At 64.5% G+C, this 26,893-nt stretch carries 25 protein-coding genes; 15 read left to right on the top strand and 10 right to left on the bottom strand.

Going from position 1 to position 26,893, the window contains the following annotated elements; translation table 11 throughout:
* Nucleotide 1: 1 nt before the first annotated feature.
* Nucleotides 2-1,276, bottom strand: coding sequence for a phosphoribosylamine--glycine ligase (gene purD / locus RCO38_RS08930; protein WP_308327943.1), 1,275 nt, complete (start codon nucleotides 1,274-1,276; stop codon nucleotides 2-4).
* Nucleotides 1,273-1,998, bottom strand: a complete 726-nt coding sequence (locus RCO38_RS08925) for a YebC/PmpR family DNA-binding transcriptional regulator (RefSeq protein ID WP_308327942.1) — start codon at nucleotides 1,996-1,998, stop codon at nucleotides 1,273-1,275. The genes purD and RCO38_RS08925 overlap by 4 nt, the downstream gene beginning before the upstream one ends.
* 88 nt (nucleotides 1,999-2,086) lie before the next feature.
* On the opposite strand from RCO38_RS08925, the gene RCO38_RS08920 reads away from it, so the two are divergent.
* Together RCO38_RS08920 and RCO38_RS08915 are read left to right on the top strand one after the other, a co-directional pair.
* On the top strand, nucleotides 2,087-3,628 hold the full coding sequence (locus RCO38_RS08920) for a helicase HerA-like C-terminal domain-containing protein (RefSeq protein ID WP_308327941.1): 1,542 nt from the start codon (nucleotides 2,087-2,089) through the stop codon (nucleotides 3,626-3,628).
* A gap of 29 nt (nucleotides 3,629-3,657) precedes the next feature.
* Nucleotides 3,658-4,431 (top strand): SGNH/GDSL hydrolase family protein, encoded by a 774-nt coding sequence (locus tag RCO38_RS08915; protein WP_308327940.1) that lies wholly within the window; start codon nucleotides 3,658-3,660, stop codon nucleotides 4,429-4,431.
* Nucleotides 4,432-4,517: 86 nt separating this feature from the next.
* Here RCO38_RS08915 and clpA read toward each other — a convergent pair whose 3' ends face one another.
* The 3 genes from clpA to icd form a co-directional block, all read right to left on the bottom strand.
* Nucleotides 4,518-6,857: an ATP-dependent Clp protease ATP-binding subunit ClpA gene (gene clpA, locus RCO38_RS08910; protein ID WP_308327939.1), complete on the bottom strand. Its 2,340-nt coding sequence runs from the start codon at nucleotides 6,855-6,857 to the stop codon at nucleotides 4,518-4,520.
* A 92-nt stretch (nucleotides 6,858-6,949) separates the two neighbouring features.
* Nucleotides 6,950-7,303, bottom strand: a complete 354-nt coding sequence (gene clpS, locus RCO38_RS08905; protein ID WP_308327938.1) for an ATP-dependent Clp protease adapter ClpS — start codon at nucleotides 7,301-7,303, stop codon at nucleotides 6,950-6,952.
* A 213-nt stretch (nucleotides 7,304-7,516) separates the two neighbouring features.
* Nucleotides 7,517-8,770 (bottom strand): NADP-dependent isocitrate dehydrogenase, encoded by a 1,254-nt coding sequence (gene icd, locus RCO38_RS08900; protein ID WP_308327937.1) that lies wholly within the window; start codon nucleotides 8,768-8,770, stop codon nucleotides 7,517-7,519.
* A 134-nt stretch (nucleotides 8,771-8,904) separates the two neighbouring features.
* On the opposite strand from icd, the gene RCO38_RS08895 reads away from it, so the two are divergent.
* Nucleotides 8,905-9,357, top strand: a complete 453-nt coding sequence (locus RCO38_RS08895) for a DUF192 domain-containing protein (protein WP_308327936.1) — start codon at nucleotides 8,905-8,907, stop codon at nucleotides 9,355-9,357.
* Between the two features lie 68 nt (nucleotides 9,358-9,425).
* Here RCO38_RS08895 and RCO38_RS08890 read toward each other — a convergent pair whose 3' ends face one another.
* From RCO38_RS08890 to xseA, 3 genes are all read right to left on the bottom strand, one after another.
* The gene (locus RCO38_RS08890; RefSeq protein ID WP_308327935.1) at nucleotides 9,426-11,660 is read right to left on the bottom strand and encodes an NADP-dependent isocitrate dehydrogenase; all 2,235 of its coding nucleotides are present in this window, start codon (nucleotides 11,658-11,660) and stop codon (nucleotides 9,426-9,428) included.
* 257 nt (nucleotides 11,661-11,917) lie between these two features.
* Nucleotides 11,918-12,499, bottom strand: a complete 582-nt coding sequence (locus tag RCO38_RS08885; RefSeq protein WP_308327934.1) for a superoxide dismutase — start codon at nucleotides 12,497-12,499, stop codon at nucleotides 11,918-11,920.
* A gap of 97 nt (nucleotides 12,500-12,596) precedes the next feature.
* On the bottom strand, nucleotides 12,597-13,823 hold the full coding sequence (xseA, locus tag RCO38_RS08880; protein ID WP_308327933.1) for an exodeoxyribonuclease VII large subunit: 1,227 nt from the start codon (nucleotides 13,821-13,823) through the stop codon (nucleotides 12,597-12,599).
* 390 nt (nucleotides 13,824-14,213) lie between these two features.
* Here xseA and RCO38_RS08875 point away from each other — a divergent pair, with 390 nt between their 5' ends.
* From RCO38_RS08875 to adk, 6 genes are all read left to right on the top strand, one after another.
* The gene (locus RCO38_RS08875; protein ID WP_308327932.1) at nucleotides 14,214-14,855 is read left to right on the top strand and encodes a MotA/TolQ/ExbB proton channel family protein; all 642 of its coding nucleotides are present in this window, start codon (nucleotides 14,214-14,216) and stop codon (nucleotides 14,853-14,855) included.
* A 22-nt stretch (nucleotides 14,856-14,877) separates the two neighbouring features.
* A complete protein-coding gene (locus RCO38_RS08870; protein ID WP_308327931.1) occupies nucleotides 14,878-15,315 on the top strand; it encodes an ExbD/TolR family protein in 438 nt (145 codons plus the stop codon).
* Between the two features lie 13 nt (nucleotides 15,316-15,328).
* Nucleotides 15,329-16,435 carry a tetraacyldisaccharide 4'-kinase gene (gene lpxK, locus RCO38_RS08865; RefSeq protein WP_308327930.1) on the top strand — a complete coding sequence of 369 codons (1,107 nt, stop codon included), beginning with the start codon at nucleotides 15,329-15,331 and terminating at the stop codon, nucleotides 16,433-16,435.
* Nucleotides 16,416-16,616, top strand: a complete 201-nt coding sequence (locus RCO38_RS08860; protein WP_308327929.1) for a Trm112 family protein — start codon at nucleotides 16,416-16,418, stop codon at nucleotides 16,614-16,616. The genes lpxK and RCO38_RS08860 overlap by 20 nt, the downstream gene beginning before the upstream one ends.
* Nucleotides 16,613-17,395, top strand: a complete 783-nt coding sequence (kdsB, locus tag RCO38_RS08855; protein WP_308327928.1) for a 3-deoxy-manno-octulosonate cytidylyltransferase — start codon at nucleotides 16,613-16,615, stop codon at nucleotides 17,393-17,395. Before RCO38_RS08860 ends, kdsB begins: the two co-directional genes overlap by 4 nt.
* Before the next feature lie 125 nt (nucleotides 17,396-17,520).
* Complete coding sequence (gene adk, locus RCO38_RS08850; protein WP_308327927.1) at nucleotides 17,521-18,177, top strand: adenylate kinase; 657 nt, start codon at nucleotides 17,521-17,523, stop codon at nucleotides 18,175-18,177.
* A 62-nt stretch (nucleotides 18,178-18,239) separates the two neighbouring features.
* Here adk and RCO38_RS08845 read toward each other — a convergent pair whose 3' ends face one another.
* Nucleotides 18,240-19,214, bottom strand: coding sequence for an asparaginase (locus RCO38_RS08845; RefSeq protein WP_308327926.1), 975 nt, complete (start codon nucleotides 19,212-19,214; stop codon nucleotides 18,240-18,242).
* An 88-nt stretch (nucleotides 19,215-19,302) separates the two neighbouring features.
* Here RCO38_RS08845 and lexA point away from each other — a divergent pair, with 88 nt between their 5' ends.
* The 3 genes from lexA to RCO38_RS08830 all read left to right on the top strand — a co-directional run bounded on the left by lexA (nucleotide 19,303) and on the right by RCO38_RS08830 (nucleotide 21,514).
* Entirely contained in the window at nucleotides 19,303-19,983 is a 681-nt protein-coding gene (gene lexA, locus RCO38_RS08840; protein WP_308327925.1) for a transcriptional repressor LexA, read from the top strand.
* 133 nt (nucleotides 19,984-20,116) lie between these two features.
* Entirely contained in the window at nucleotides 20,117-20,458 is a 342-nt protein-coding gene (locus RCO38_RS08835; RefSeq protein WP_308327924.1) for a hypothetical protein, read from the top strand.
* A gap of 48 nt (nucleotides 20,459-20,506) precedes the next feature.
* A complete protein-coding gene (locus RCO38_RS08830; RefSeq protein WP_308327922.1) occupies nucleotides 20,507-21,514 on the top strand; it encodes a D-2-hydroxyacid dehydrogenase family protein in 1,008 nt (335 codons plus the stop codon).
* 75 nt (nucleotides 21,515-21,589) lie between these two features.
* Here the strand turns inward: RCO38_RS08830 and RCO38_RS08825 are convergent, their stop codons facing one another.
* A complete protein-coding gene (locus RCO38_RS08825) occupies nucleotides 21,590-23,629 on the bottom strand; it encodes a hypothetical protein (RefSeq protein ID WP_308327921.1) in 2,040 nt (679 codons plus the stop codon).
* A 75-nt stretch (nucleotides 23,630-23,704) separates the two neighbouring features.
* Between RCO38_RS08825 and RCO38_RS08820 the strand changes: the two genes are divergently transcribed.
* The 3 genes from RCO38_RS08820 (at nucleotide 23,705) to RCO38_RS08810 (ending at nucleotide 26,865) form a co-directional block, all read left to right on the top strand.
* Nucleotides 23,705-25,225 (top strand): 3-hydroxyacyl-CoA dehydrogenase, encoded by a 1,521-nt coding sequence (locus RCO38_RS08820; RefSeq protein WP_308327920.1) that lies wholly within the window; start codon nucleotides 23,705-23,707, stop codon nucleotides 25,223-25,225.
* Nucleotides 25,226-25,227: 2 nt separating this feature from the next.
* A complete protein-coding gene (locus tag RCO38_RS08815) occupies nucleotides 25,228-26,007 on the top strand; it encodes an oxepin-CoA hydrolase, alternative type (RefSeq protein WP_308327919.1) in 780 nt (259 codons plus the stop codon).
* A gap of 138 nt (nucleotides 26,008-26,145) precedes the next feature.
* Nucleotides 26,146-26,865 carry a Crp/Fnr family transcriptional regulator gene (locus RCO38_RS08810; RefSeq protein ID WP_308327918.1) on the top strand — a complete coding sequence of 240 codons (720 nt, stop codon included), beginning with the start codon at nucleotides 26,146-26,148 and terminating at the stop codon, nucleotides 26,863-26,865.
* The last annotated feature ends 28 nt before the right edge of the window (nucleotides 26,866-26,893 follow it).

Raw genomic sequence — 26,893 nt, 5'->3', positions numbered from 1 at the left:
CTCAGAGTGCCCGGTAACCGATGTCGCGGCGGCACTGCATGCCTTCGAAGCGGATGCCGTCGACCACGCCATAGGCCTTCTGCTGCGCCGCGGCCACGGTGTCGGCCAGCGCCGTCACGCACAGCACGCGACCGCCCGACACCACCACCTCACCGTTCTCATCGGCCGTGCCCGCATGGAAGACCATGCGGTCGGCCTCGTCGGCCGGCAGACCACGGATGGCGTCGCCCTTGCGCGGATTCATGGGGTAGCCGGCGGCGGCCAACACCACGCCGAGTGCCACGCGCGAGTCCCAGTCCAGCGTCACCTGATCCAGCTCGCCGCGGGTGGCCGAGAGCAGCACCTGCGCCAGGTTGGAGCGCAGCCGCATCATGATCGGCTGCGTTTCCGGATCGCCCATGCGGCAGTTGAACTCCAGCGTCTTCACGCGCCCGTCGGGCGTGATCATCAGGCCGGCGTACAGGAAGCCGGTGTAGGGGATGCCGTCGGCGGCCATGCCGCGCAGCGTCGGCAGGATGACCTCGTCCATGGCGCGCTGGTGCACCGCGGGCGTGACCACCGGCGCGGGCGAGTACGCGCCCATGCCCCCGGTGTTCGGCCCCTGGTCGGCGTCCAGCAGGCGCTTGTGGTCCTGGCTGGTGGCCAGCGCCAGCGCGTTCACACCGTCGCACAGCACGATGAAGCTGGCCTCTTCGCCCTCCAGGAACTCCTCGATCACCACGCGGGCACCGCCTTCGTTGTGCGCCACGCCCAGCTTGTTGTCCAGCAGCATGAAGTCGATGGCCTCGTGCGCCTCGGCCAGCGACATCGCCACCACCACCCCCTTGCCTGCGGCCAGGCCATCGGCCTTGATCACGATGGGCGCACCTTTTGCGTCCACGTAGGCGTGGGCCTGCACCGCGTCGGTGAAGGTCTGGTACTCGGCCGTGGGGATGCCGTGGCGCTGCATGAAGGCCTTGCTGAAGGCCTTGGAGCTCTCCAGCTGCGCGGCCTTCTGCGTCGGGCCGAAGATGGCCAAGCCGTGGGCACGGAACTCGTCCACCACACCAGCGGCCAGCGGCGCCTCCGGACCGACCACGGTCAGCCCGATGCCGTGGGCCTGCGTCCATTCGCGCAGCGCCACCTTGTCGGTGATGGCCAGGTTGGTCAGTTGCACATCACGAGCCGTACCGGCATTGCCGGGCGCCACGAACACCTGTTCCACGCCCTCGGACTGCTTGAGCTTCCACGCCAGCGCGTGCTCGCGGCCACCGCCGCCGATCACCAGGACTTTCATTCGTTGATCTCGGCGTTGTGGAAGACTTCCTGCACGTCGTCCAGGTCTTCGATGATGTCCAGCAGCTTTTGCATGCGGGCCGCGTCCTCACCAGTCAGTTCGATGGTGTTCTCGGGGCGCATGGTCACCTCGGCCACCTCTGGCTTCAGGCCAGCCGCTTCCAGCGCGTTCTTCACGGCCTCGAAATCGGTGTAGGCCGTCAGCACCTCGATGGCACCATCGTCGCCGGTGATCACGTCTTCGGCGCCGGCTTCCAGCGCCACTTCCATCACCTTGTCCTCGTTCGTGCCGGGCGCGAAGATGATCTGGCCGCAGTGCTTGAACTGGAAGGCCACCGAACCTTCGGTGCCCAGGTTGCCGCCGTGCTTGCTGAACGCGTGGCGCACTTCGGCCACTGTGCGCACCTTGTTATCCGTCATGGTGTCGACGATGATGGCCGCGCCCCCGATGCCGTAACCCTCATAGCGGATCTCTTCCAGCGCCTGGCCTTCGAGATTGCCCGAAGCCTTGTCCACGTTGTACTTGATGCGGTCGGCGGGCATGTTGGCCGCCTTGGCCTTGTCGATCGCCAGCCGCAGGCGTGGGTTCATGGCCGGGTCGCCGCCGCCGGTGCGGGCCGCGACCGTGATCTCGCGGATCACGCGCGTCCAGATCTTTCCCCGCTTCTCATCCTGCCGGCCCTTGCGGTGTTGAATGTTGGCCCATTTGCTGTGTCCAGCCACGAGAGAGTCCTTTTTTCTGACCAGAATTTGGTGTAATAACCCTCGATTTTACGACCCCCTCTTCTCCCATCTTCCTGAGGATGCTGCCATGGCCGAACCGCTGCTGATCGCCCAGAACGCCAACGCCCAGTGCCATCTGCTGCCCGGTCTGGCCAACCGCCACGGTCTGATCACCGGCGCAACCGGCACCGGCAAGACGGTGACGCTGCAGACCCTGGCCGAACAGTTCTCCAACATCGGTGTGCCGGTGTTCATGGCCGACGTCAAGGGCGACCTCACCGGCATCAGTCAGACCGGCAACCTGCCCGACAAGGTGCGCAAGATTCTGGCCGACCGCGGCCTGACCCCCACCCCGCCCCAGGCCTGCCCCACCACGCTGTGGGACGTGTTCGGCGAGCAGGGCCACCCGGTGCGCGCCACCGTGTCGGACATGGGCCCGCTGCTGCTCTCGCGCATGCTGGACCTCAACGAGACGCAGGCAGGCGTGCTCAACCTGGTGTTCAAGATCGCCGACGACAACGGCCTGCTGCTGCTGGACATGAAAGACCTGCGCGCCATGCTGCAGCATGTGGGCGACAACGCCAAGCAGTTCACCACCGAGTACGGCAACATCAGTGCCGCCAGCATTGGCGCCATCCAGCGTGGTCTGCTGCAGATTGAGCAACAAGGAGGCGACAGGTTCTTCGGCGAGCCCATGCTCGACATCAGCGACTTCATGCAGACCGTGGGCGGCAAGGGCGTCATCAACGTGCTGACCGCGGACAAGCTGCTGAACGCGCCGCGCCTGTACGCCACCTTCCTGCTCTGGATGCTCTCCGAGCTGTTCGAGAGCCTGCCCGAGATCGGGGACCCCGAGAAGCCCAAGCTGGTGTTCTTCTTCGACGAGGCCCACCTGCTGTTCGACGAGGCGCCCAAGATCCTGGTCGAGCGCATCGAGCTGGTGGTGCGCCTGGTGCGCTCCAAGGGCGTGGGCGTGTACTTCGTGACCCAGAATCCGCTGGACATTCCCGACTCGGTGCTCGGCCAGTTGGGCAACCGCGTGCAACACGCGCTGCGCGCCTTCACCCCGCGTGACCAAAAGGCCGTCAAGGCGACCGCCGAAACGATGCGCCCCAAGGCCGGACTTCACATCGAAGCCGCTATCACCGAACTGGCTGTGGGCGAGGCGCTGGTGAGTCTCCTGGACGCCAAGGGGCGACCGAGCGAGACCGAGCGCGTGTTCGTGCTGCCGCCGGGCAGCCAGCTCGGACCCATCACCCCTGAGCAACGCAAGGCATTGCTGCAGGGCTCACTGGTGGCCGGCGTGTACGAAAAGGTGGTCGACCGTGAGAGCGCCTACGAAATGTTCCGCAAACATGCGGGTGCAGCGGACGATGCGGATGCTCCAGCGGCGGACGCGCCCAAGACGCCGCGCATTCCGGGCGGGGCCGGCAAAAAGGCCGAGGCAGAGGGCGGTGGCATCGGCGGCATGCTCAACGAAGCCCTGTTCGGACGGACCGGACCCCGGGGCGGCCAGTACGACGGCATCGTCCAGACCATGGCCAAGACCGCGGCGCGCAGTGTCGCCAGCGGCATTGGGCGTCAGATCGTGCGCGGCGTGCTGGGCAGCCTGCTCGGCGGCAAGCGCTGAACCGCGCAGAAGAACAAACAGGGCATCACATGACACACCGCTTCTTTGCCCACGCTTGCCTGGTGAGTCTGAGCGCCCTGCTCAGCGCCTGCGGTGGGGGTGGCGGTGACGACGAGGCGGCGGGTGGTGGCAGTTCGGCCGAAAAGGTCGCCAGCTGTGGGCTCAATGGCGGACCGCTGCGCATCATGCCGCTGGGCGACTCGATCACCGAGGGCGAGGCGGGACACAACAGCTACCGGCGGGTGCTGTGGCAACGCCTGAACGGAGCGGGCTGCTCGGTGAACCTGGTGGGCAGCAAGTCGGGTGTCTCCAGAGGCTCGCGCGACAGCGGATCGGTCCAGCCGCCCAACGCCGACTTCGATCTGGATCATGAGGGCTACTGGGACTATTCGGTCAACGAACTCACCCCGCGGGTCGGCGGGCTGGTGGCCCAGGCTGAGCCCGATGTAGTCCTCGTTCACCTGGGCACCAACGACGTGCTCGGTGGACAGTCGGCCAACGGCATTGCCCAGGAACTGGGCGCACTCATCGATGGCATCCGTGCTGGCAAACCGGACACGCACATCCTGCTGGCCAAGATCATCCCGGCCGCCCCCGACCCGGCGGGAACCGCTGCCCTCAACCGCCTGATCGACGGCCTGGCGTCCGGCAGGTCCACCTCCACATCGCCGATCGCCGTGGTCAACCAGGCCAGCGGGTACTCGACGGGCGACAACTACGACGGGGTCCATCCCGGCCCTGGTGGTGAATCCAAACTGGGCAACCGCTGGGCCGACGCTGTGCTCGCCTGGCGCACCCGGTGAAGGACTGACGGCTGCGATCACCCCCCCAAAAAAAAGAAACCCGGCGATGCCGGGTTTCTTTTTTGCTGGCGTCGAATGCAGACGGGTCAGCCGGCGGTGGCCTCTTCCGGCTTGGCCTTGCCTTCCTTCTTGGGCAGCGGCTGGATGTCGAGCTTGACCTCCTGCGTCTCTTTGCCGTCTTCGCCGACCTTGGACTCCAGGTCCACCGTCAGGCGCCCACCCTCGGTCAGACGTCCGAACAGCAACTCGTCGGCCAGCGCGCGGCGAATGGTGTCCTGGATAAGGCGCTGCATCGGACGCGCACCCATCAGCGGGTCGAAACCCTTCTTCGCCAGGTGCTTGCGCAGCGTGTCGGTGAAGGTGACCTCCACTTTCTTCTCGGCGAGCTGACCTTCAAGCTGCAGCAGGAACTTGTCCACGACGCGCATGATGATCTGCTCGTCCAGCGCCTTGAAGCTGACGATGGCGTCCAGCCGGTTGCGGAACTCCGGGGTGAACAGGCGCTTGATGTCACCCATTTCGTCCCCGGCCACACGCGGGTTGGTGAAGCCGATGGTCGCCTTGTTCATGGTCTCGGCGCCCGCGTTGGTCGTCATGATGATGATGACGTTGCGGAAGTCGGCCTTGCGCCCGTTGTTGTCCGTCAACGTGCCGTGGTCCATGACCTGAAGCAGCACGTTGAAGATGTCCGGGTGCGCCTTCTCGATCTCGTCGAGCAGCAGCACGCAATGCGGCTTCTTGGTGATGGCCTCGGTCAGCAGGCCGCCCTGGTCGAAACCGACATAGCCGGGAGGCGCGCCGATCAGACGGCTGACCGCGTGTCGCTCCATGTACTCCGACATGTCAAAACGGATCAGGTCGATGCCCATGATGTAGGCCAGCTGCTTGGCGGCTTCGGTCTTGCCGACGCCGGTGGGGCCGCTGAACAGGAAGGCACCGATCGGCTTGTCGGCCTTGCCCAGACCGGAGCGCGCCATCTTGACGCTGGCGGCCAGCACCTCGAGCGCCTTGTCCTGCCCGAACACCACGCTCTTGAGGTCGCGCTCCAGCGTCTGCAGCTTGCCGCGGTCGTCGTTGGACACGTTCGCAGGCGGAATGCGCGCGATCTTGGCCACGATTTCCTCGATTTCTGCCTTGCCGATGGTCTTCTTGCGCTTGGACGGCGTGAGGATGCGCTGTGCCGCACCGGCCTCGTCGATCACGTCGATGGCCTTGTCCGGCAGATGGCGGTCGTTGATGTACTTGGCCGACAACTCGGCAGCAGCCTGCAGCGCCGCCACGGCGTACTTGACGCTGTGGTGTTCCTCGAAGCGGCTCTTGAGCCCCTTGAGGATGTCCACCGTCTGCTCCACCGTCGGCTCGACCACGTCCACCTTCTGGAAACGGCGGGACAGCGCGGCGTCTTTTTCGAAGATGCCGCGGTATTCGGTGAAGGTGGTCGCACCGATGCACTTGAGCTGGCCGCTGGAGAGCGCCGGCTTGAGCAGGTTCGATGCGTCCAGCGTGCCACCCGAAGCCGCACCCGCCCCGATGAGCGTGTGGATCTCGTCGATGAACAGGATGGCGTTGGGCTTGTCCTTGAGGGACTTGAGCACCGCCTTGAGGCGCTGCTCGAAATCTCCCCGGTACTTGGTGCCGGCCAGCAAGGCGCCCATGTCGAGGGAATACACGGTGGCTTCGGCGAGGATCTCGGGCACATCGTTCTGGGTGATGCGCCAGGCCAGTCCCTCGGCAATTGCCGTCTTGCCCACACCGGCTTCGCCCACCAGCAGCGGATTGTTCTTCCGGCGGCGGCAGAGGATCTGGATCGTGCGCTCGACCTCGTACTCGCGGCCGATCAGCGGATCGATCTTTCCATCCTTGGCGGCCTGGTTGAGGTTCTGGGTGAACTGCTCCAGCGGAGACTGCTTTTCATTGCCCTTGGCCTCGGCGCCCTGCTCCTCGTTGTCCGCAGCGCTTTCGCCTGGCTTGGACGACTCCGGAGGATCGCTCTTGCGGATGCCATGGGCAATGAAGTTGACCACGTCGAGGCGGGTCACGCCCTGCTGATGCAGGTAGTACACCGCATGGGAGTCCTTCTCGCCGAAGATGGCCACCAGCACGTTGGCGCCGGTCACCTCTTTCTTGCCGTTACCGGTGGACTGCACATGCATGATGGCGCGCTGGATCACGCGCTGGAAACCCAGTGTGGGTTGCGTGTCCACCTCGTCAGTGCCGGCGACCTGGGGAGTGTTGTCCTTGATGAAGTTGGTCAAGGACTTGCGCAGATCGTCGATGTTGGCCGAGCAGGCACGCAGGACCTCCGCTGCGCTGGGGTTGTCCAGCAGCGCCAGGAGCAAGTGCTCGACCGTGATGAATTCGTGTCGCTGCTGGCGGGCCTCGACGAAGGCCATATGCAAGCTGACTTCAAGTTCCTGGGCAATCATGGACGCTTCCTTTGGGCTGGTGAGAATCTGAAACGCAAGCGTTCGGGTAGTGGTTTACAGGGAAGAGACCATCAGTTGGGGTAGACCCGCCTTTATTCAACCGGTTCACTCAGGCATTGCAGTGGGTGACCGGCGGCACGGGAGGCTGCCAGCACCTGGTCGACCTTGGTGCTGGCCACATCCCGGGTATAGATGCCGCAGATTCCTTTGCCTTCAAGATGGATCTTGAGCATGATCTGGGTCGCCGTCTCGCGGTCCTTGCTGAAAAACTCCTGGATCACATGCACGACGAACTCCATCGGCGTGAAGTCGTCGTTGAGCAAAACAACCTGAAACATCTGTGGAGGCTTGGTGCGCTGGGTGCGCCTCTCAAGCACCACCGAGTCGTCGCCGACACCCGTCGGAGCCGCGGGAACAGGGGGTTTCTTGGGTATCTGGGTGGCCATGAAAATGATTCTAGCGGCCAGCCGGGTTCGGGTACCGGCTGTGGACATGCCCGAACAACCCTCGGCCGGCGCGCTGCGCCCGCCTGGTGGTTGCTGCCGCTGGTGCTGAAGCTCTCCATGTCCCCATTGTCGGACCAGCCGCCAAGAAAAAACCGCCAAGGAACGGCAATTCCTGGCGGCTTTTGTGCCCTTTCCCCCGCGGCGGGGGCACGCTCACATGTGGTCGATCATGACCTGCCCGAAACCCGAGCAGGACACCTGGGTCGCCCCGTCCATCAGCCGGGCGAAGTCGTAGGTCACCTTCTTGGACAGGATGGCCTGCTCCATGGCCGAAATGATCAGGTCGGCCGCCTCGGTCCACCCCATGTGGCGCAGCATCATTTCCGCCGACAGGATCTCGGACCCCGGGTTCACATAGTCCTTGCCGGCGTACTTGGGCGCGGTGCCGTGGGTGGCCTCGAAGCAGGCCACCGAGTCGGACAGGTTGGCTCCCGGCGCGATGCCGATGCCGCCCACCTGCGCCGCCAGGGCATCGGAGATGTAGTCGCCGTTGAGGTTGAGCGTGGCAATGACCGAATACTCCGCCGGCCGCAGCAGGATCTGCTGCAGGAAGGCGTCGGCGATCGAGTCCTTGACCACGATGTTGCGGCCGGTCTTGGGGTTCTTGAACTGGCACCATGGACCGCCGTCGATCGGCTGGGCGCCGAACTCCTTCTGGGCCAGGGCGTAACCCCAGTCGCGAAAACCGCCCTCCGTGAACTTCATGATGTTGCCCTTGTGGACCAGGGTCACGCTGGGCTTGTCGTTGTCGATGGCGTACTGGATCGCCTTGCGGACCAGCCGCTCCGTGCCCTCAATCGACACCGGTTTGATGCCGATGCCGGAGGTCTCCGGAAAACGGATCTTGGTCACGCCCATCTCGTCCTGGAGGAACTTGATCAGCTTCCTGGCCTTGTCGCTCTGGGCAGCATACTCAATGCCGGCATAGATGTCCTCGGAGTTCTCTCGGAAGATCACCATGTTGGTCTTCTCGGGTTCCTTCAGCGGTGACGGCACGCCTTTGAAGTACTGCACCGGCCGCAGGCAGACGTACAGATCCAGTTCCTGGCGCAGTGCGACGTTGAGCGAGCGGATACCGCCGCCCACGGGAGTGGTCAGAGGCCCCTTGATCGAGACCACGTACTCCCTGAGTGCGGCAAGCGTCTCTTCAGGCAGCCACACGTCCGGGCCATACACCCGGGTTGATTTCTCCCCGGCAAACACCTCCATCCAGTGGATCTTGCGCTTGCCACCGTAGGCTTTCTCCACCGCCGCATCGACCACCTTGAGCATCACGGGCGTGATGTCCAGGCCGGTGCCATCGCCTTCGATATACGGAACGATGGGCTCGTCCGGCACGTTCAGCGACATGTCCTGATTGACAGTGATCTTCTGGCCCTGGGACGGCACTTTGATGTGCTGGTACATGGAAAACGATCTCCGGTGAAAGGGTGAATGCAGACGCTCTGGAGCCGTTGTCGGCCCGGCCAGCCGGAAATTCTATTCCGAGCCACAAGCCCGATCACGCACAATGCGCGCTTGCACGACACGAGAACCCTTCCATGATCCGCCGGACCGTCCTCATCGGCCTTCTGGGCCTGTTTGCATCTTCCTCCTGGTCGCAGAACGCGCCGCAACTTGATCTGCCCAAGGTCACGTTGAAAGCGGGCATGCACCTGATTCAGGCCCAGGTGGCCTCCACTCCCGAACAGCGTGCGACCGGGCTCATGTTCCGCTCGGAGATGCCAGCCAACGAAGGCATGCTGTTTGTGTTCGAGGAGCCGGCGGGGCAGTGCTTCTGGATGAAGAACACCTTGCTGCCGCTCACCGCCGCCTTTGTGGCCGACGACGGCACCATCGTCAACCTGGCGGACATGAAGCCGAAGTCATTGGACTCCCACTGCTCTGCCAAGCCTGTGCGGTACGTGCTGGAAATGCACCAGGGCTGGTTTGCCAAACGCGGCCTTCAGGCGGGGGCTCGCCTTGGCGGGCAGCCCTTCGAAGGACGTCGCTAAGCCGCAACGCAATGAAAAAACCCGCCAGGCGGCGGGTTCTCTTGTGATGGGTGACCTTTGAACCAGGATCAGGCCACCGACTCCAGCGCAGCATTGAGCGTCTTGCTCGGACGCATCACCGTCGAGAGCTTGTCGAAATCAGGCTTGTAGTAGCCGCCGATGTCCACCTGCTTGCCCTGTACCTCGGTCAGCTCGGCCACGATGGCCTGCTCGTTGTCCGCCAACTGTCGGGCCAGCGGTGCGAACTTGGCAGCCAGTTCGGCGTCTTCGGTCTGCGCCGCGAGCTCCTGCGCCCAGTACAGCGCCAGGTAGAACTGGCTACCCCGGTTGTCGAGCTGTCCCGTCTTGGGCGAAGGGTTCTTGTTGTTGTCCAGCAGCTTGCCCGTGGCGCTGTCGAGGGTCTTGGCCAGGAGCTTGGCCTTGCTGTTGCCGGTTTTCAGTCCCAGGTCCTCCAGCGACACGGCCAAGGCCAGGAACTCGCCCAGCGAGTCCCAGCGCAGGTGGTTCTCCTCGACCAGCTGCTGCACATGCTTGGGTGCGGAGCCGCCAGCACCCGTTTCGTACATGCCACCGCCGGCCATCAGCGGCACGATGGACAGCATCTTGGCCGAAGTGCCCAGTTCCATGATGGGGAACAGGTCGGTGAGGTAGTCGCGCAGGATGTTGCCGGTGGCGCTGATGGTGTCCAGGCCGCGGATCACGCGCTCCAGCGTGTAGCGCATCGCGCGCACCTGGCTCATGATCTGGATGTCCAGGCCGTTGGTGTCGTGCTCGTGCAGGTACATCTTGACCTTGCGGATCAGTTGCGCCTCGTGCGGGCGGTAGGCATCCAGCCAGAACACCACCGGCATGCCGGAGTTGCGGGCACGGTTGACGGCCAGCTTGACCCAGTCGCGGATGGCGGCGTCCTTGACCTGGCACATGCGCCAGATGTCGCCGGCCTCCACGTTCTGGCTCAGCAGTACTTCGCCGGTTTCAAGGTCGGTGATGTTGGCAATGCCGTCTTCGGTAATCTCGAAGGTCTTGTCGTGCGAGCCGTATTCTTCGGCCTGCTGCGCCATCAGGCCGACGTTGGGCACCGTGCCCATGGTCTTGGGATCGAACGCGCCGTGCCACTTGCAGAAGTTGATCATCTCCTGGTAGATGCGGGCGAAGGTGGACTCGGGCATCACGGCCTTGACGTCCTTCAAACGGCCATTGGCATCCCACATCTTGCCGCCGTTGCGGATCATCGCCGGCATCGAGGCGTCCACGATCACGTCATTGGGCGAGTGGAAGTTGGTGATGCCCTTGGCAGAGTCCACCATGGCCAGCTCGGGGCGGTGTTCGTGGCAGGCGTGCAGGTCGCGCTTGATCTCGTCCTGCTTGGACTGCGGCAGCGAGGCGATCTTGTTGTACAGATCGACCATGCCGTTGTTGACGTTGACGCCCAGCTCCTTGAACAGCTCGCCGTGCTTCTCGAAGGCTTCCTTGTAGAAGATCTTCACGCAGTGGCCGAACACGATGGGGTGCGAGACCTTCATCATCGTGGCCTTGACGTGCAGCGAGAACATCACGCCGGTCTTGCGGGCGTCTTCGATTTCCTTCTCGTAAAAGGCCAGCAGGGCCTTCTTGCTCATGAACATGCTGTCGATGACCTCGCGGTCCAGCAGCGAAACCTTGGGCTTGAGCACGATGGTCTTGCCGCTCTTGGTGATCAGCTCCATCTTCACGTCGCGCGCCTTGTCCAGCGTGATCGACTTTTCACCGTGATAGAAGTCGCCGGCGTGCATGTGCGAGACGTGCGAACGCGAGGCCTGGCTCCACTCGGCCATGCTGTGCGGGTTCTTGCGCGCGAACTCCTTGACGGCACGGGGGGCGCGGCGATCGGAGTTGCCCTCGCGCAGCACGGGGTTCACAGCGGAACCGGTGCACTTGGCATAACGCGCCTTGATGGCCTTTTCTTCGTCGTTCTTCGGGTTCTCGGGATAGTCGGGAATCTTGTAGCCCTTGGCCTGCAGTTCCTTGATGGCCGCCACCAGTTGCGACACCGAGGCACTGATGTTGGGCAGCTTGATGATGTTGGCCTCGGGGCGCAGCGTCAGCTTGCCCAGCTCTGCGAGGTAATCCGGCACGCGCTGCTCTTCGCTCAGGCATTCCGGAAACTGCGCCAGGATGCGGGCCGCGACGGAGATGTCGCTGGTGGTCACATTGACGCCGGCGGGCGCGGCAAAGGTGCGGATGATCGGCAGGAACGACGCCGTCGCCAGCAGGGGCGCTTCGTCGGTGAGGGTGTAAACGATGGTCGAGGACGGTTGGCTCATGGCATGGCTCCTGATGTCGTTGTTGGAAATCCGCCGCTCCCGACGAACTCGGGGCAAGCGGTCGATGGTCTGGGATTTTGCTTTCAGTCCTCTGACCTCGGCTTCAAAATTCGAAGTGTTATCTCACATAACAAAATTGAACCTCAAAAAATCCATTTTTTTTTGCCGCTGCCGTGACAGAACGGATCCAGAGCCAAGAAAAAAGCCCGAAGGCGTCATGCCTTCGGGCTTTGTGCAGCCAGATCGGCCCGTCGCCTTCAGGCGAAGTTGCTTTCTGCAAACGACCAGTTCACCAGCTTGTCCAGGAATGTCTCGACAAACTTCGGGCGCAGGTTGCGGTAGTCGATGTAGTACGCGTGCTCCCACACGTCCACGGTCAGCAGCGCCTTGTCGCCGGTGGTCAGCGGGGTACCGGCGGCACCCATGTTGACGATGTCCACCGAGCCGTCGGCCTTCTTGACCAGCCAGGTCCAGCCGGAACCGAAGTTGCCCACGGCGGACTTGACGAAAGCTTCCTTGAAAGCGGCGTAGCTGCCCCACTTGGCGTTGATGGCCGCGGCCAGAGCGCCGGAGGGCTCGCCGCCGCCGTTGGGCTTCATGCAGTTCCAGAAGAATGTGTGGTTCCAGATCTGGGCAGCGTTGTTGTAGATGCCACCGGAGGACTTCTTGACGATGGACTCCAGGTCCATGTTTTCGAACTCGGTGCCCTTCTGCAGGTTGTTGAGGTTGACCACATAGGCGTTGTGGTGCTTGCCGTGGTGGAACTCCAGGGTCTCCTTGGAGTAGTGCGGTGCCAGGGCGTCGATGGCGAACGGCAATGCGGGCAGGGTGTGTTCCATGTGGGGTCCTCGTCTGTGTTGAGTGGGGAAAAGTCCGGCGCATTGTAGGCAACACCATGAACCGCTGCTGCCCTCAGGGCCAAGAAACCCGGGCTCTTCAACGGTCGGCAGTCAGCCCGACCGAGCCGTCGGCCAACCTCGCCGTGACCAGCTGTCCCGGCTGGATCTGCTCAGCCCGGGTGATTGCACGTCCTTCCCGGTCGGTGAGCAAGGTGTAGCCCCGTTCGAGCACCAGCGTCGGATCGAGCAACCCCAGCGCAGCGCCGCAGCGCTCCAGCCGCTGCGCCTGCGACGACAGCGCGCGCCCGACCGCCTGAGGCAAGGTGGCGGACAGCCGCTCAAGCTGCATCGCATGGCGCTGCTGGCGCAGCCGCACCGCGGATGTGAGCCGGTGCTGCAGCGTCGACAACCGCTGGCTGCTGTCGTGCAGGCGGCTGGAGGGCCGCCCCAGCCGCTGGGCCAGCCGGTCCAGCCGTTGCGACCGCAGGTCCAGCCCTCGCCAGACCACTCCCCGGAGGTCGGTTTCTAACTGGTCGAGTTCGTCGAGCCGCTGTTGACGGGGCGGCGCACACAGCTCGGCAGCAGCCGTGGGCGTGGGGGCGCGCAGGTCGGCCGCAAAGTCGGACAGGGTGAAATCGGTCTCGTGCCCGACGCCACAGATCACCGGCATGGGGGCGCGAACGACCGTGCGCACCACCGATTCGTCGTTGAACGCCCAGAGATCCTCAAGAGACCCTCCGCCTCGAACCAGCAACAGGACCTGGCCCTCGTCCAGGTCCCTGAACCGCTGATAGGCCTGCTCCAAGGCCCGGCAGATTTCCTGTGGCGCCTGGGCGCCCTGCACAGACGCCGGATGCACCCGCACCGGAATATGGGGCACCCGGCGCCGCAACGCGGTGACCACGTCGCGCAGCGCAGCCGCCCCGAGCGAGGTCACCACCGCGATGCTGCGAGGCTCCGGCGGCAACTGGCGCTTGCGCTGGGGATCAAAAAGTCCCTCCGCCTCCAGGCGCGCCTTGAGCCGCACGAACTGCTCGAACAGCGCCCCCTGCCCCGCCGGTTTGAGCCCATCGACGATCAGCTGCAGGTCACCGCGCGGGCCATAGACGTCCAGACGCCCCTGCGCCTGCACCAGCAGCCCGTCGCGCGGAACGAACTGCAGCTGGTCCGCTGCACGGCGGAACATGGCGCAACGCAGTTGTCCCGACTCGTCTTTCAGCGAGAAGTAGCAGTGCCCACTGGCGGCCCTGGAAAAGCCCGAGACCTCGCCGCGCACCGCCACCGGATTGAAACGAACGGACAAAGCGTCCGCAATCGCTTGCATCAGCGGCCCAACCCCCCACACGCGCCGCGCGGCCCCGTCCTCCTGAGTGAAAAACGGCTCAGACACAGGCGTCTCCGGAGCGAACCTGTCCACAACACGCGCCGATGCTGGATTCCGGGCCATCCGCCCCTGTGAAACCAGGGACTGGCGGGAAGTGGCTTGATTTCAAAGCACTTTGGACTGCCTGTTTTGTCATCGAACTGTTGAAACGCAGACGTTTGGCGGGATGCGCCGCCATCGGGGCACGGTTCTGCACAAAGTTATCCACAGAATCTGTGCATGGGCCCCAATGGCCAAGTGGCGGGCAGAGGGTTTGACGCTGGCGTGGAGGCCGCGGCGGGTGGTCGCAGGGGCTGAGACATAATCAAAAGATTGCACCGGAGCCCTGATTTGTTTTCCATCATACAAGCCGCTGGCTGGCCGATCTGGCCTCTCATCTTCTGTTCAGTGATCGCTCTTGCCCTCGTGATCGAGCGGTTTGTCAGCCTCAAGGCGGCCAAGGTACTGCCCCCGCAACTGCTTGATGAAGCCATCATGGTGTCCCGCAACGGCGTGCCCAACCCGGACGTGGTCACCCAGCTGGAGCAGAACTCGGTGTTTGGCGAGGTGCTCGCCAGTGGCTTTCGCACCTTGAACAACAACCCCAGAGCGACCGAGGAAGACCTGAGGTCCTCACTCGAAGGGGCCGGACGCATGGCCGGGTCTAAGCTCCAGCGCTATCTAGGGGCGCTGGCCACGATCGCATCCGCGGCCCCTCTGCTGGGTCTGCTGGGCACGGTGATCGGCATGATCGAGATCTTCGGCTCGCAGGGCGGTGACGGGGGCATGGGCACCATGCCGGGCGGTGGCAATCCCACCCAGCTGGCGCATGGCATCTCGATCGCCCTGTACAACACCGCGTTCGGTCTGATGGTGGCCATTCCAGCGCTGATCTTCTGGCGCTATTTCCGCGCCCGTGTCGACGACTACCTGCTGGCAATGGAGGTCGCCTCGGAGCGGTTCGCCCGCCATCTGGTGACCCTGCGCAAGTAAAGCCGCTGCCAGGAGCCACCGCATGAACTTCCGTCCTGGAACCCGCGACGAACCGGAAATCAACCTGATCCCGTTCATCGACATCCTGCTGGTTGTGCTGATCTTCCTGATGCTCACCACCACCTACAGCAGGTACACCCAGCTGCAGGTCAGCCTGCCTGTCGCCGATGCGCAGGCCCAGCGCACCACCCCCAAGGAAGTCATCGTCTCGGTCAGCAGCGATGGCCGCTATGCGATCAACCAGGCGCTGCTGGACGGCTCGTCCGTCGAGTCGCTGACCCGTGCGCTCGAAGAAGCAACGCAGGACACCCGCGACATGGTGATCATCATCAGTGCAGATGCCGCGGCCACCCACCAGTCGGTGATCAACGTGATGGATGCGGCCCGGCGCGCCGGCCTGGTGCAGATCACCTTCGCCACCCAGCAGTCCGGCTCGGCCCCGTCGCGCGGCAAGTCCTGACGCTCGCAGCCACATGACACGCCCGGACGCCGAGGCCCGGTGGCAAGCGATCTGGGCACGGCGCGGCTGGCAGGCCTGCCTGCTCTGGCCTTTGTCCCAGGTCTACCGGGCGCTGGTGGTCTGGCGCCGTCATCGGTATGCGCAGGGTCGTTGGCCGGTGGAGCACCTGCCCGTGCCGGTGATCGTCGTTGGCAATGTGGTGGTCGGTGGCGCTGGAAAGACGCCTACCGTGATGGCGCTGATCGCCCATCTGCGTTCAAAGGGCTGGTCACCGGGTGTGGTGTCCCGTGGGCACGGAAGGCTCGGCGACGAACTGCTGGAGCTCACCAAGCACACCACAGCGTCCGAAGCCGGTGATGAGCCGACCCTGATTCACCGGCGCACCGGCGTACCGGTCGTGGTCGGAAAACGCCGCGTGGAGGCCGCCCGGGCCATGCTGGCGGCGCACCCCGAGGTGAATCTGCTGATCTGTGACGACGGATTGCAGCACCTGGCGCTGGGACGGGACATCGCCATTGCGGTCTTCGACGACCGGCGTACCGGCAATGGGTGGCTTCTGCCGGCCGGTCTGCTCCGGGAGCCTTGGCCCCCCCAACCTGGCGACCCTTTTTCACCGCAGTTCGTACTCCTGCAGCGGCGGGCCACCCGCCCCGCCGCCATGGCGCCTGCCCTGCCAGCGGGTGCAGTGTCGTTTGTCGCCACCCGGCGCCTCGCCGGCAGCGCGCGCAATGCCAATGGCGATGAACGCCCCTTGTCTGAGCTGGCGTGCCAGGAGCTGGTGGCGGTCGCGGGCATTGCCCGGCCGGAAGTTTTCTTCGAGATGCTGCGCGACCAGGGGCTGACTCTTTCCCGGTGTGTGGCCCTGCCGGATCACGCGTCGCCCGACGCCTACCACGCTGTGCTTGCGTCCCCGTCGGCCACCGTCGTCTGTACCGAAAAGGACGCTGTGAAGCTCTTTGCCCAGGCGCAGGGCTTGCCGGCTGGCGCACGACCCTCGCTGTGGACCGTGCCGCTGGAGTTGCAGCTTGACTCTGACTTTCTGGAGGCGCTGGATCGCCGGCTCGAGGGCCTGCGGCCAAGCACGGGACTATCATCGCCGGATGGACACCAAACTGCTTGAACTGCTGGTCTGCCCGGTCACCAAAGGCCCGCTGATCCACGACCGCGAGGCCCGGGAACTGATCTCCCGCAGTGCCCGCCTGGCCTATCCGGTGCGCGACGGCATTCCCATCCTGCTGGAGCATGAAGCACGCACTCTGAGCGACGAAGAAGCCGCCCGGCCGCCGGCCCCTGCGGCATGACCCCGCCGGCCCAAACTTCGGCGTTCAGCGTGCTGATTCCAGCGCGCATGGCCTCCAGCAGGCTCCCGGACAAGCCGCTGGCCGAGATCGCGGGCCTGCCCATGGTCGTTCGTGTGGCCCGGCAGGCACAGCTCAGCGGCGCTCGCCAAGTGGTGGTGGCCGCCGACAATCCGCGCATCCTCAGCGCATGTGAGGCCCATGACGTGTCGGCGCTGCTCACCCGCTCCGACCATCCTTCCGGCAGCGACCGTCTGGCCGAGGCCTGTGAGCAACTGGGCCTGAATGACGAAGAACTTGTGGTCAACGTTCAAGGGGACGAGCCGCTGGTGGATCCGGAACTCATCGGAGCGGTTGCCATGCAACTGGCCCTGCGGCCCGACTGTGTGATGAGCACGGCCGCCCACGCGATCGAACGGGTGGAAGATTTCCTCAATCCGAACGTGGTCAAGGTGGTGCTCGACCGCCGGCAGGTGGCGCTGTATTTCAGCCGTGCGCCCATTGCCTGGTGGCGCGACGGTATGTCGAGTGGCCGGCCCACCAGCCTGCCGTCCCCGGCCCCGCTGCGGCACATCGGCGTCTACGGATACCGGGCCGGCTTCCTGCGCCGGTTTCCAGCGTTGGAACCGGCGCCGCTGGAGTTGACCGAATCCCTGGAGCAGCTGCGCACCCTCTGGCACGGTGAGCGCATAGCGGTGCACGTGGCGGCCCACGCGGCGGCCCCCGGTGTCGACACGCCCGCGGATCTTGAAAGGGTTCGGTCGCTGCTGCGGAAGTCTTGAACTGCGACACTGCCTGTAAGGCAGTGTCGGGGTGCGCCATGCTATCCTCGTTCAGGCCCTGGTACGGGGCGAGCGCCGCCGGGGAGGCAGGCGGGCACGAACGAAACATTGATACAAGGAAGACGATGAGACTGATCCTGTTGGGCGCTCCTGGTGCGGGCAAGGGCACACAAGCCACCTTCATCTGCCAGAAGTACGGCATCCCCCAGATCTCCACTGGAGACATGCTGCGGGCTGCCGTGAAGGCCGGAACCCCCCTCGGTATGCAGGCCAAGACGGTCATGGATGCCGGCGGACTGGTGAGTGACGACCTGATCATCAACCTCGTCAAGGAACGCATCGCGCAGCCAGACTGTGCCAATGGCTTCCTGTTCGATGGCTTCCCGCGCACCATCCCCCAGGCCGATGCCATGAAGGCAGCTGGCGTGAAACTGGACTACGTGCTGGAAATCGACGTGCCGTTCGACGCCATCATCGAGCGCATGAGCGGTCGCCGCTCGCATCCCGCGTCGGGACGCACCTACCACGTCAAGTTCAATCCGCCCAAGGTCGACGGCAAGGACGACGTTACCGGAGAGCCGCTGATTCAGCGCGACGACGACAAGGAAGAGACCGTCAAGAAGCGCCTTGAGGTCTACAGCGCCCAGACCCGACCGCTGGTCGACTACTACAGCCAGTGGGCCAAGACCGATCCGGCGGCCGCTCCCAAGTACCGCGCCATCAGCGGCACGGGCTCGGTGGAAGAGATCACTGCCCGCGCGTTTCAGGCCCTGGCCGTCTGACGCGGGCGGCACCCGCCCCCCCGAACCCGGCGGCCTGCCGGGTTTTTTTTGCCTCAACGAGGTCAGGACGCCAGCAGCGACAGCGCGATGGCCAGGCGCGCTTTCACAGGGGACAGGCCCGCAGAATCAGGCATGGACTGGGCCAAATCCGGAATCACCCGACCCCGCGCACAGCGGGTGGACCTCACAACGCGCACCCCCTGGGCCATGGCATCAGAGAGGGCCTGTTCGAGCGCCCGGTGCACCGTACCGTTGCCCGTGGCCGCCACCACGATACCCCGCGGGCGCAAGACAGGATCAAGCTCTCCGGCCCGCATCAGTGCATGAACAACCGAACCGTCGGCGTCGGCATGGCTGGTCACCACTTGCACGTTCGGCAGCGCATCTGCCTCGAGCACCCGCGCCAACAGGTGCTCTGGATTCGATGGAAGCGTACGCTGGATGGGGCCATGGAACCACCGCACCTCCCCTTCTTCGATGCAAGCCAGGGCGCCGGCGTCACCAGAGTCGAAGGCGTTCACGCGGTAGCTGTGGACTTTGCTCACGTGTTCGGCGGCATGCATCTCCCCTGCGCAGACCACCACACACCCTGAGACCTCGGGATGGCCGGCCACGGTGAAAGCATCCAGCAGGTTTTGAGGACCGTCGGGCACCAGGGCAGTGGCAGGGCGCATCGCGCAGGTGAACACCACAGGCTTGGAAGGCCGCAATACTGACTGTATGAAAAAAGCGGTTTCTTCCAGCGTGTCCGTTCCGTGGGTGACGACGACGCCGGCCACTTCGTCGCGGGCAAGGTGGTGGGAGATCCGCAGCAACAACCGCTTCCAAAGCCCGAAGTGCATGTCCTTGCTGTCCACCTGGTACACCTGTTCCACCTCCAGAGGACAGCCCTGAAGCGCGGGCACACCGGCCAGCAGATCCTCGACCCGCACCTGCCCCGCCACATAGCCGACGTTGTCGCCGGCCCGCGCAGCCCGTCCGGCGATGGTGCCCCCTGTTCCCAGGATTACGCGAAGAGGTCTGTTGCTATTGTTCACTTGCCAAGTCTCCAAAACTGTTTAAAAATACAGATACTGGATATGCAAACAGCCACCCAGCATTACCCCGCCAAACCACGAGGTTGACATGATCGAGTCGTTTCCGCCCAAGCTCACGGCCCGCCAGCAGCAGATCCTGGAGTTGATCCAGAACGCCATCTCGCGCACCGGCGCCCCACCCACCCGGGCCGAAATCGCAACCGAACTCGGCTTCAAGTCGGCCAACGCAGCCGAAGAGCACCTGCAGGCACTCGCACGCAAAGGCATGATCGAACTCGTCAGCGGCACATCCCGCGGGATCCGGCTCCGCAACCGGGACCTGCAGGCCATCAACGATCAGCGGGCCCACCAGCTTACACTGCCGCTGCCCGGCCTCTCCCAGCTCATGCTGCCCCTGATCGGCCGGGTGGCGGCGGGTTCCCCGATCCTCGCGCAGGAACACGTGGACCGGACCTACCACGTCGAGCGCAGCCTCTTTCAGCGCACCCCCGACTATCTGCTGCGTGTGCGGGGCATGTCCATGCGTGATGTCGGCATCCTGGACGGCGACCTGCTGGCGGTGCAGTCTGGCAAGGATGCGAAGAACGGTCAGATCGTCGTGGCCAGACTCGGTGACGACGTGACCGTCAAGCGCTTCATGCGCCGCGACCATCAAATCGAACTGCACGCAGAGAACCCCGACTACAAAACCATCGTGGTTCAGCCCGGGGAACCTTTCGAGATCGAAGGCTTGGCCGTGGGCCTGATTCGCAACAGCTTTCAGATCTGATCCGCTGGGTCGGTGTCGCTCTCGCAGGTGGCGGGCGTTTTGCCAGGACGGTGTGTCGTCCCTCGGCAAACCCTGCGAGAGCGGTTGTTGCGAACCAATCCTGCCTGTGTCCAACCCCTTTTCGGAGTTTCACATGGGAATCCGCATCACCTCCAAAACCTGGCGCGCGCCGCTGCAACTGATCGACAGCTGGCTGCCTTCGCCACCGTGCCCCAACAAGTCACGCAAGCCGCTGCCCACGCTGATGCAGCGGTTTGTCAGGGCCGGCTGGCTGGCCAGCAAGCCGCCGAAACAGGCGCCGGCAGCCTCATCCAACGCTTCCGCTACAATGGTGTCGCGGCTTGGGCCGTCCTCGCGCATTTTTCTGAAGCACTCCAGCCCAGCGGACCGGAGTGCTTGCCTGGTGATTTCCGGTCGCATGGCCGATGTCTGCGCGGAGTTGGACCGACTGGCCGCCCTCGAACGACCCGCCTGAAGGCGTCGGCAACTGATCATCATGTTCATGGCGGCACAATAATGCCCCATGAACATCGTGATATTGGACGACTATCAGGACGCCGTCCGAAAGCTGGATTGCGCGGCACGCCTGGACCCCTATCCCGCCAAAGTCTTCACCAACACGGTCAAGGGCGTGGGGCAACTGTCCATTCGCTTGCGGGATGCCGACATCGTGGTTCTGATCCGGGAGCGAACACATGTGTCGCGCCAGCTGGTCGAGAAGCTACCCCGCCTGAAGCTCATTGCGCAGACCGGCCGCATTGGAAGCCACATCGACGTCAGTGCCTGCACCGAACGGGGCATTGCCGTGGCCGAGGGCCAAAGCTCTCCGGTTTCCACCGCCGAGCTCACATGGGCGCTGGTCATGGCGTCGATGCGACGCATTCCGCAGTATGTGGCCAGCCTCAAACACGGCGCCTGGCAGCAGTCCGGACTGAAGTCATCCTCGATGCCGGCCAACTTCGGTCTGGGGATGGTCCTCTACGGCAAGACGCTCGGCTTGTGGAGTTACGGCCGCATTGGCAAGCTGGTGGCTGCCTACGGCAGAGCCTTCGGCATGCAGGTGCTGGTCTGGGGCGGCGAAGAATCCCGCCAGCAGGCGGCCTCCGACGGCTTCGAGGTCGCAGCCAGCCGCGAGGAACTTTTCGAGCGCTCGGATGTGCTCAGCCTCCACCTTCGTCTCAGCGACCGAAGTGCCGGCTGCGTCACGCTGGATGATCTGTCGCGCATGAAGCCGACCGCCCTGCTGGTCAACACGTCGAGGGCCGAACTGATCGAGGCCGAGGCGCTCTTGACCGCCTTGAACCGGGGGCGCCCCGGCATGGCGGCCATCGATGTGTTCGAATCCGAGCCGATTCTTCAGGGTCATGCGCTGCTGAGGCTCGAAAACTGCATCTGCACCCCTCACATCGGCTACGTCGAACTCAGCAACTACGAGACCCTTTTTTCAGCGGCTTTTGACAACGTGGTCAATTTCATCAAGGGCACGCCCACCAACATCGTGAACCCAGGCGCCTTGCAGGTGCGGCGCTGACAGGCAATCACGGCCCCCCAAAACAAAAGAGGCCAGATACGCTCTGGCCTCTTTTGTTCGGGAGACTGACAGCACTCACTGGGAGCGCGGGCTCTTGCCTTCGTCATCGCCCACCTCTTCGGGGGGCATGAAATCCAGGACCTCAAAGTCGATGAGGTTGCCCATGTCCACCGTCTCGGTGGTAACAGCCGCCACTGGAGGAGGAGCGGGCTTGGCGGTGGGCTCCACCGGCACCGCCACGTCGGGCAGAGAGGCTTCGAATGCCGACGCGTCGTGCAGAGCATCCAAGTCGATGTCCAGACCCAGACGGGGGGAGGCGTGCGGGATGCTGTCCAGCGGTTCGGTGAGTCGCCCGGAGGCGGCGGCCGAGGCCCCAACCACCTTTGGGTCGGCAGCCTTCAGCGGACGGATGGCCGTGTGCTGGAAATCCGACGATGGCGTGTTCGAATCGCGCTGGATCACATCTTTCGCAATGGCGTGCAGAAGCAGGAGCTCTCGATAGGCTTCGAGGTCGAAAACCTCCGACTCTGGATCGGTCGAGTCCCTGAAAATGGATTTCTCAATGACGTCGAGCACCTTGGGCTGCGGCCACAGGGCCTGGATGCGCCCGAATGCGGTTTCATAGGCCTCCAGCCCGCGACTGGAATCGCTGTACTGGTCAAAAGGCGGTGCGCTCGCATTGAACTGGTGGTTGAATTCGTCGCGCAACTTCTCATACTCGTCGCGCCGCCCTGTGCGGTGGTAGAGCTTGAAGAGATCGAGATAGGCAAGGGCACTCGGCTCCTGGCTCTCGTGCAGATGCGTCTTGAGGACACCGATCGCCTGGTCGAACTCGCCCAGCGAGACAAAGAAGTCCGACTGCTGCTGGACGTCGAAAAGTTCTTCGGTGGCGACGGAGCGTGACACCCCCATGTGACTGGGGCGGAAGTCGCGGCGCTCGGACGAAGACAGGGGCATCGCCCCGCTGTCACCGGCACCCCTCCGCGCAGGTGCCAGCTCGTCCATACCGGAGTCGGCGTCCAGGTCGAGGTCCAGGTCCACCCCTTTGGCCGGCGCTTTTCCTGCCGGCTTCTCTGCAGGCGCTTTCGCCATCTTCGCTGCACCGGACGCCCACCAGTTCTTCTGTGTGGAGCCGGGAGCACCCGTGAAGGCCTTGCGTCGCCAGAGCCAAGCCAACGCGGCAAGGGCGAGAAGCAGCAATGCCCCCAGTGCATACGCAGCCCACGACATGACACGCGACTGCTCAAGCCGGGCCTCCAGGTCCTGCATGGCGGCCTTGTGGCGCGCCTCCTGCTCGCGCAGGCCCTTGGATTCGGCCTCAAGCACTGCGAGCTTCTGGGCATCTCGAAGGATCTCCTCCGGTGAGGCGTTCAGCGCCTTCCAGAGCTGGGCAGCGGCGGCGCGCTCCTGCGGGTTCGAAGCCGGCTCGCTGAGCAAGGACAGAGACAGCCGGAGAACCGGATCGCGCTCGATCGCAAGGCTCACATCCACCGGGTCCAGCTGGAGGCGCGGGGCGGCCTCCCTTGGCGGTTCGGGCTTGCGCACCACACTCGCAGGCTTGGGCCTGGAGGCAACCGCTGCGGGAGGCCCATTGCGCGTCGTGGCGGCCGGAGGCTCACCACCCACGGCGGCTGTTCCTGGTGCAACCCTGGCGTTTCCGGTTGCGCCCGCCGCAGGGCTTGGCAACGGCCTCTGCGCCTCCTGCTGACCTGAGGGCGCAGGCGAAGGTTGTGAAACGGTCGCGGGTTCGGACAGCAAATCCGCCAGCAGCACGTACCGACGGGAGAACGGCGATGCGCATCCGGCTTTCAAAATCACCGAAACGACAGGCTCGTTCACCGGCACGGTGGTCTGAATGCGCACAGAAGCCTCGGCATCGGGCGCGTTGTGCTGTGTTGTGGTGCGGATGGACGCAGGCCCGAGCTGATAGTCGCCGAAGAACACATCCGCCTGCAGGCACAGTGCGGACACATCTTCCCCAGGAGCAGCGACCGCCTGCACCCTGATATCCAGTGGTCTGCCGATGACAACAGCACCGCTGTGTCGCCCCAAAGTGGCCGCCGAACCGCCCAACGCCGTTGATAGCAAAATAGAGCCAACCAAGATCTGGCGCACGTCACAGCCCTTCCGTTCTTCGTGGCAACATTTTGTCATAGGTCGTTGCCCTCCCCTCTCAAATAATACTTTCATATGACCCCAACTTTTCAGACCGTCGGCATCGTGGGTGCCGGCGCCATGGGCCGCGGCATCGCCCAAATGGCGGCCCAGGCCGGAAGTGCCGTGATCCTGTTCGATCTGCAGCCCCATGCGGCCGAGACCGCGCGGCAGGCGCTGGCAGACACCTGGCAGAAGCTGGTGGACAAGGACAAGCTCGATGCCGCCCAGCGCTCTGCCCTGCTGGATCGGGTCCGCTGCGCGGATGCCCTCGCCTCACTGGCACCGTGCGACCTGGTCGTCGAAGCCGTTGTGGAGCGGCTGGATGTCAAACAGAAGCTGTTTTCCGAACTGGAGTCCATCGTTTCCGAACCATCGGTGCTGGCGACCAACACCTCGTCGCTTTCCGTGACCGCCATCGGTGCGGCGCTCCAACGCCCCCGTCAGCTCGCCGGGTTTCATTTCTTCAATCCGGTTCCGCTGATGCGCGTGGTCGAAGTCATTGCCGGCCTCAAGACCGATCCGGTGGTGTGCGAGCGGTTGACCGCCTTTGCCCGCGAATTCGGGCATACCCCCGTATCGGCTCAGGACACCCCCGGCTTTATCGTCAATCACGCAGGACGGGGCTATGGCACCGAAGCCTTGCGTGTCGCCGGGGAGCGGGTGGCCGATTTCGCGACCATCGACCGCATCCTCAAGGACCAGATGGGCTTCCGGCTCGGTCCCTTCGAGCTGATGGACCTGACCGCCCTGGATGTCTCGCATCCGGTCATGGAATCGATCTACCGCCAGTACTACGACGAGCCACGCTACCGCCCCAGTGTGATCACGGCGCAGCGACTGGCCGGTGGTGTGGTCGGCAAGAAGGTCGGCGACGGTTTCTATGCATACAAGGATGGCATCGCGCAGGTTCCTGCGGAGCCGCCCGTTCCCGCCGTCGGCACGCTGCCGCCGGTCTGGGTCTCACCCAAGGCCGCGCGTCGGGCTGAGGTCTACCAGCTGCTCAAAAACCTGGGCGCGAGCATCGAAACGGCCCAGACCCCCTCGGCCAACGCGCTCATTCTGGTGGCGCCGCTCGGGCTGGATGTGACCACCCTCGCTGCGGTGGAACGGCTGGACCCCACCCGCACCGTGGGCATCGACATGATGCTGGAGGACGCCGCCACCAGGCGCCGCGTGCTGGCCACCAACCCGGCCACCCGCCCCGACATGCGCGACGCCGCCCACGCTCTGTTTGCCAAGGATGGCAAGGCGGTGAGCGTGGTGAAAGACAGCGGCGGCTTCGTGACGCAGCGAGTGGTGGCGACCATCGTCAACATCGCCGCCGACATGTGCCAGCAGGGCATCTGCACGCCCAAGGACCTGGAGGTGGCGGTGACGCTGGGCCTGGGCTATCCCATGGGGCCGCTGGCCATGGGCGACAAGGTCGGTCCGACCAATGTGCTGGAAATCCTCTTCAACATGGGCACGGTCTACGCCGATCCGCGCTACCGCCCCTCGCCCTGGCTGCGTCGCCGCGGCGCCCTGGGCCTGAGCCTGATGCACGAAGAGGCCTGACGATGAGCGCCAGCCTCAAGAGCCACAGCCATGGCCAGACCATGGTGCTGACCATCAGCAACCCCGAGCACCGCAACGCCCTGGGCCCGGAGATCTATGCCGCCGGGGTCGAAGCGCTGAACGTCGCCGAATCAAACCCCGAGGTGCGTTCGGTGGTCATCACCGGCGAGGGCAGCCACTTTTGCGCCGGCGGCAACCTGCAACGCCTGCTGTCCAACCGCCAGCAGGCGCCCGAGGTGCAGGCCCAGAGCATCGAGAGCCTGCACAACTGGATCGAAACCATCCGCGCGTTTCCCAAGCCGGTGATCGCTGCGGTGGAAGGGGCCTGCGCCGGCGCGGGCTTCTCGCTCGCACTCGCCTGCGATCTGCTGGTCGCCGCGCAGGACAGTGTCTTTGTGATGGCCTATAGCAATGTGGGCCTGTCCTGCGATGGCGGCGCCACCTGGAGCCTGGCGCGCGCCCTGCCCCGCGCCACGGCGATGCAGCTCCTGCTGTGCGGGGACCGCGTCGACGCAGCGCGTCTGCAGGCCCTGGGTGTGGTCAACCAGGTCTGCGCCAACGGCGAGGCCATGAACAGCGCACTGGCGCTGGCAGAGAAGCTCAACGCGCGTGCGCCCAACGCCATGGCCAGCCTCAAGGAACTGGTGAACGAGGCCCAGACCGCCCCGCTGCACACCCAGCTCGCCGCCGAACGCGACCACTTCGTTCGCAACCTCCACCATTCCAACGGCGGTGAAGGCATTGCGGCCTTTCTCGAAAAGCGCCGCCCCGGCTACCGTTGATCTCCAAGGGTACGGCGCTTCGCTTTTTCAAGCAGCACCGCCGACACCTGCGGGACAGTCCCCCGCGCTATCCCTGATGCTTCCAGCGCGTCCCAGTGGTGACAATGGGACCGCTTTCAGTCACTCAAAAGACATCCGATGGACGAACCCATTCTGACAATGGAAGAACGCGAGGCGATCAACAACGGTCGCTGGTTCCAGAGTCTTTCCCCCTCCCTGCGTCACGACATCCTCCGATGCGCCTACGTCAAGCGATTCAAGGACGGCGACCTGATCGTCGCCCGCGGCGAGCCGCCCACCGAGTGGACGGCGGTCGCCAAGGGCGCGGTGCGTGTCAGCTCGACTTCGCTCTCGGGCAAGCTCATCACGCTGACGTACGTGGAACCCGGTGTGTGGTTCGGGGACGTGGCCTTCTTCGATGGGGACCGGCGCACGCACGACGCCTACGCGCATGGCCCGACCACGCTGCTGTGCGTGGCCCGCAACGATTTCCAGAAGATCCTCAATGCCCACGTCGAGCTGTACGAGGCGCTGATGCGCCTGCAGGCGCGGCGCATCCGCACGCTGTTCGGCCTGGTGGAAGACCTCAACACCCTGCCGCTGCGCGCACGCCTGGCCAAACAGTTGCTTCACCTGGTGCGCTCCTACGGTGTGCCCTGCCTGTCGGACGGCAACGAAATGCGCATCGGTCTGCAACTGGCGCAGGAGGAACTGGCGCAGTTGTTGGGCGCCTCGCGCCAACGCGTGAACCAGGAACTCAAATCCATGGAGCGCGAAGAAGCGATCCGCATCGAGCAGGGAGGGCTGGTGGTGCGCAACCGCGACATGCTGATGCGCATCGCCGAAGCCGAGAACTGACGCTTTCCCCGCCCTCACCGACCGTGAC

The organism is Hydrogenophaga pseudoflava, from assembly GCF_031020795.1.
Taxonomy (GTDB): domain Bacteria; phylum Pseudomonadota; class Gammaproteobacteria; order Burkholderiales; family Burkholderiaceae_C; genus Hydrogenophaga; species Hydrogenophaga pseudoflava_A.
Note: the sequence above shows the minus strand (reverse complement) of the source record. Positions and strands in the feature narration are given on the sequence as shown.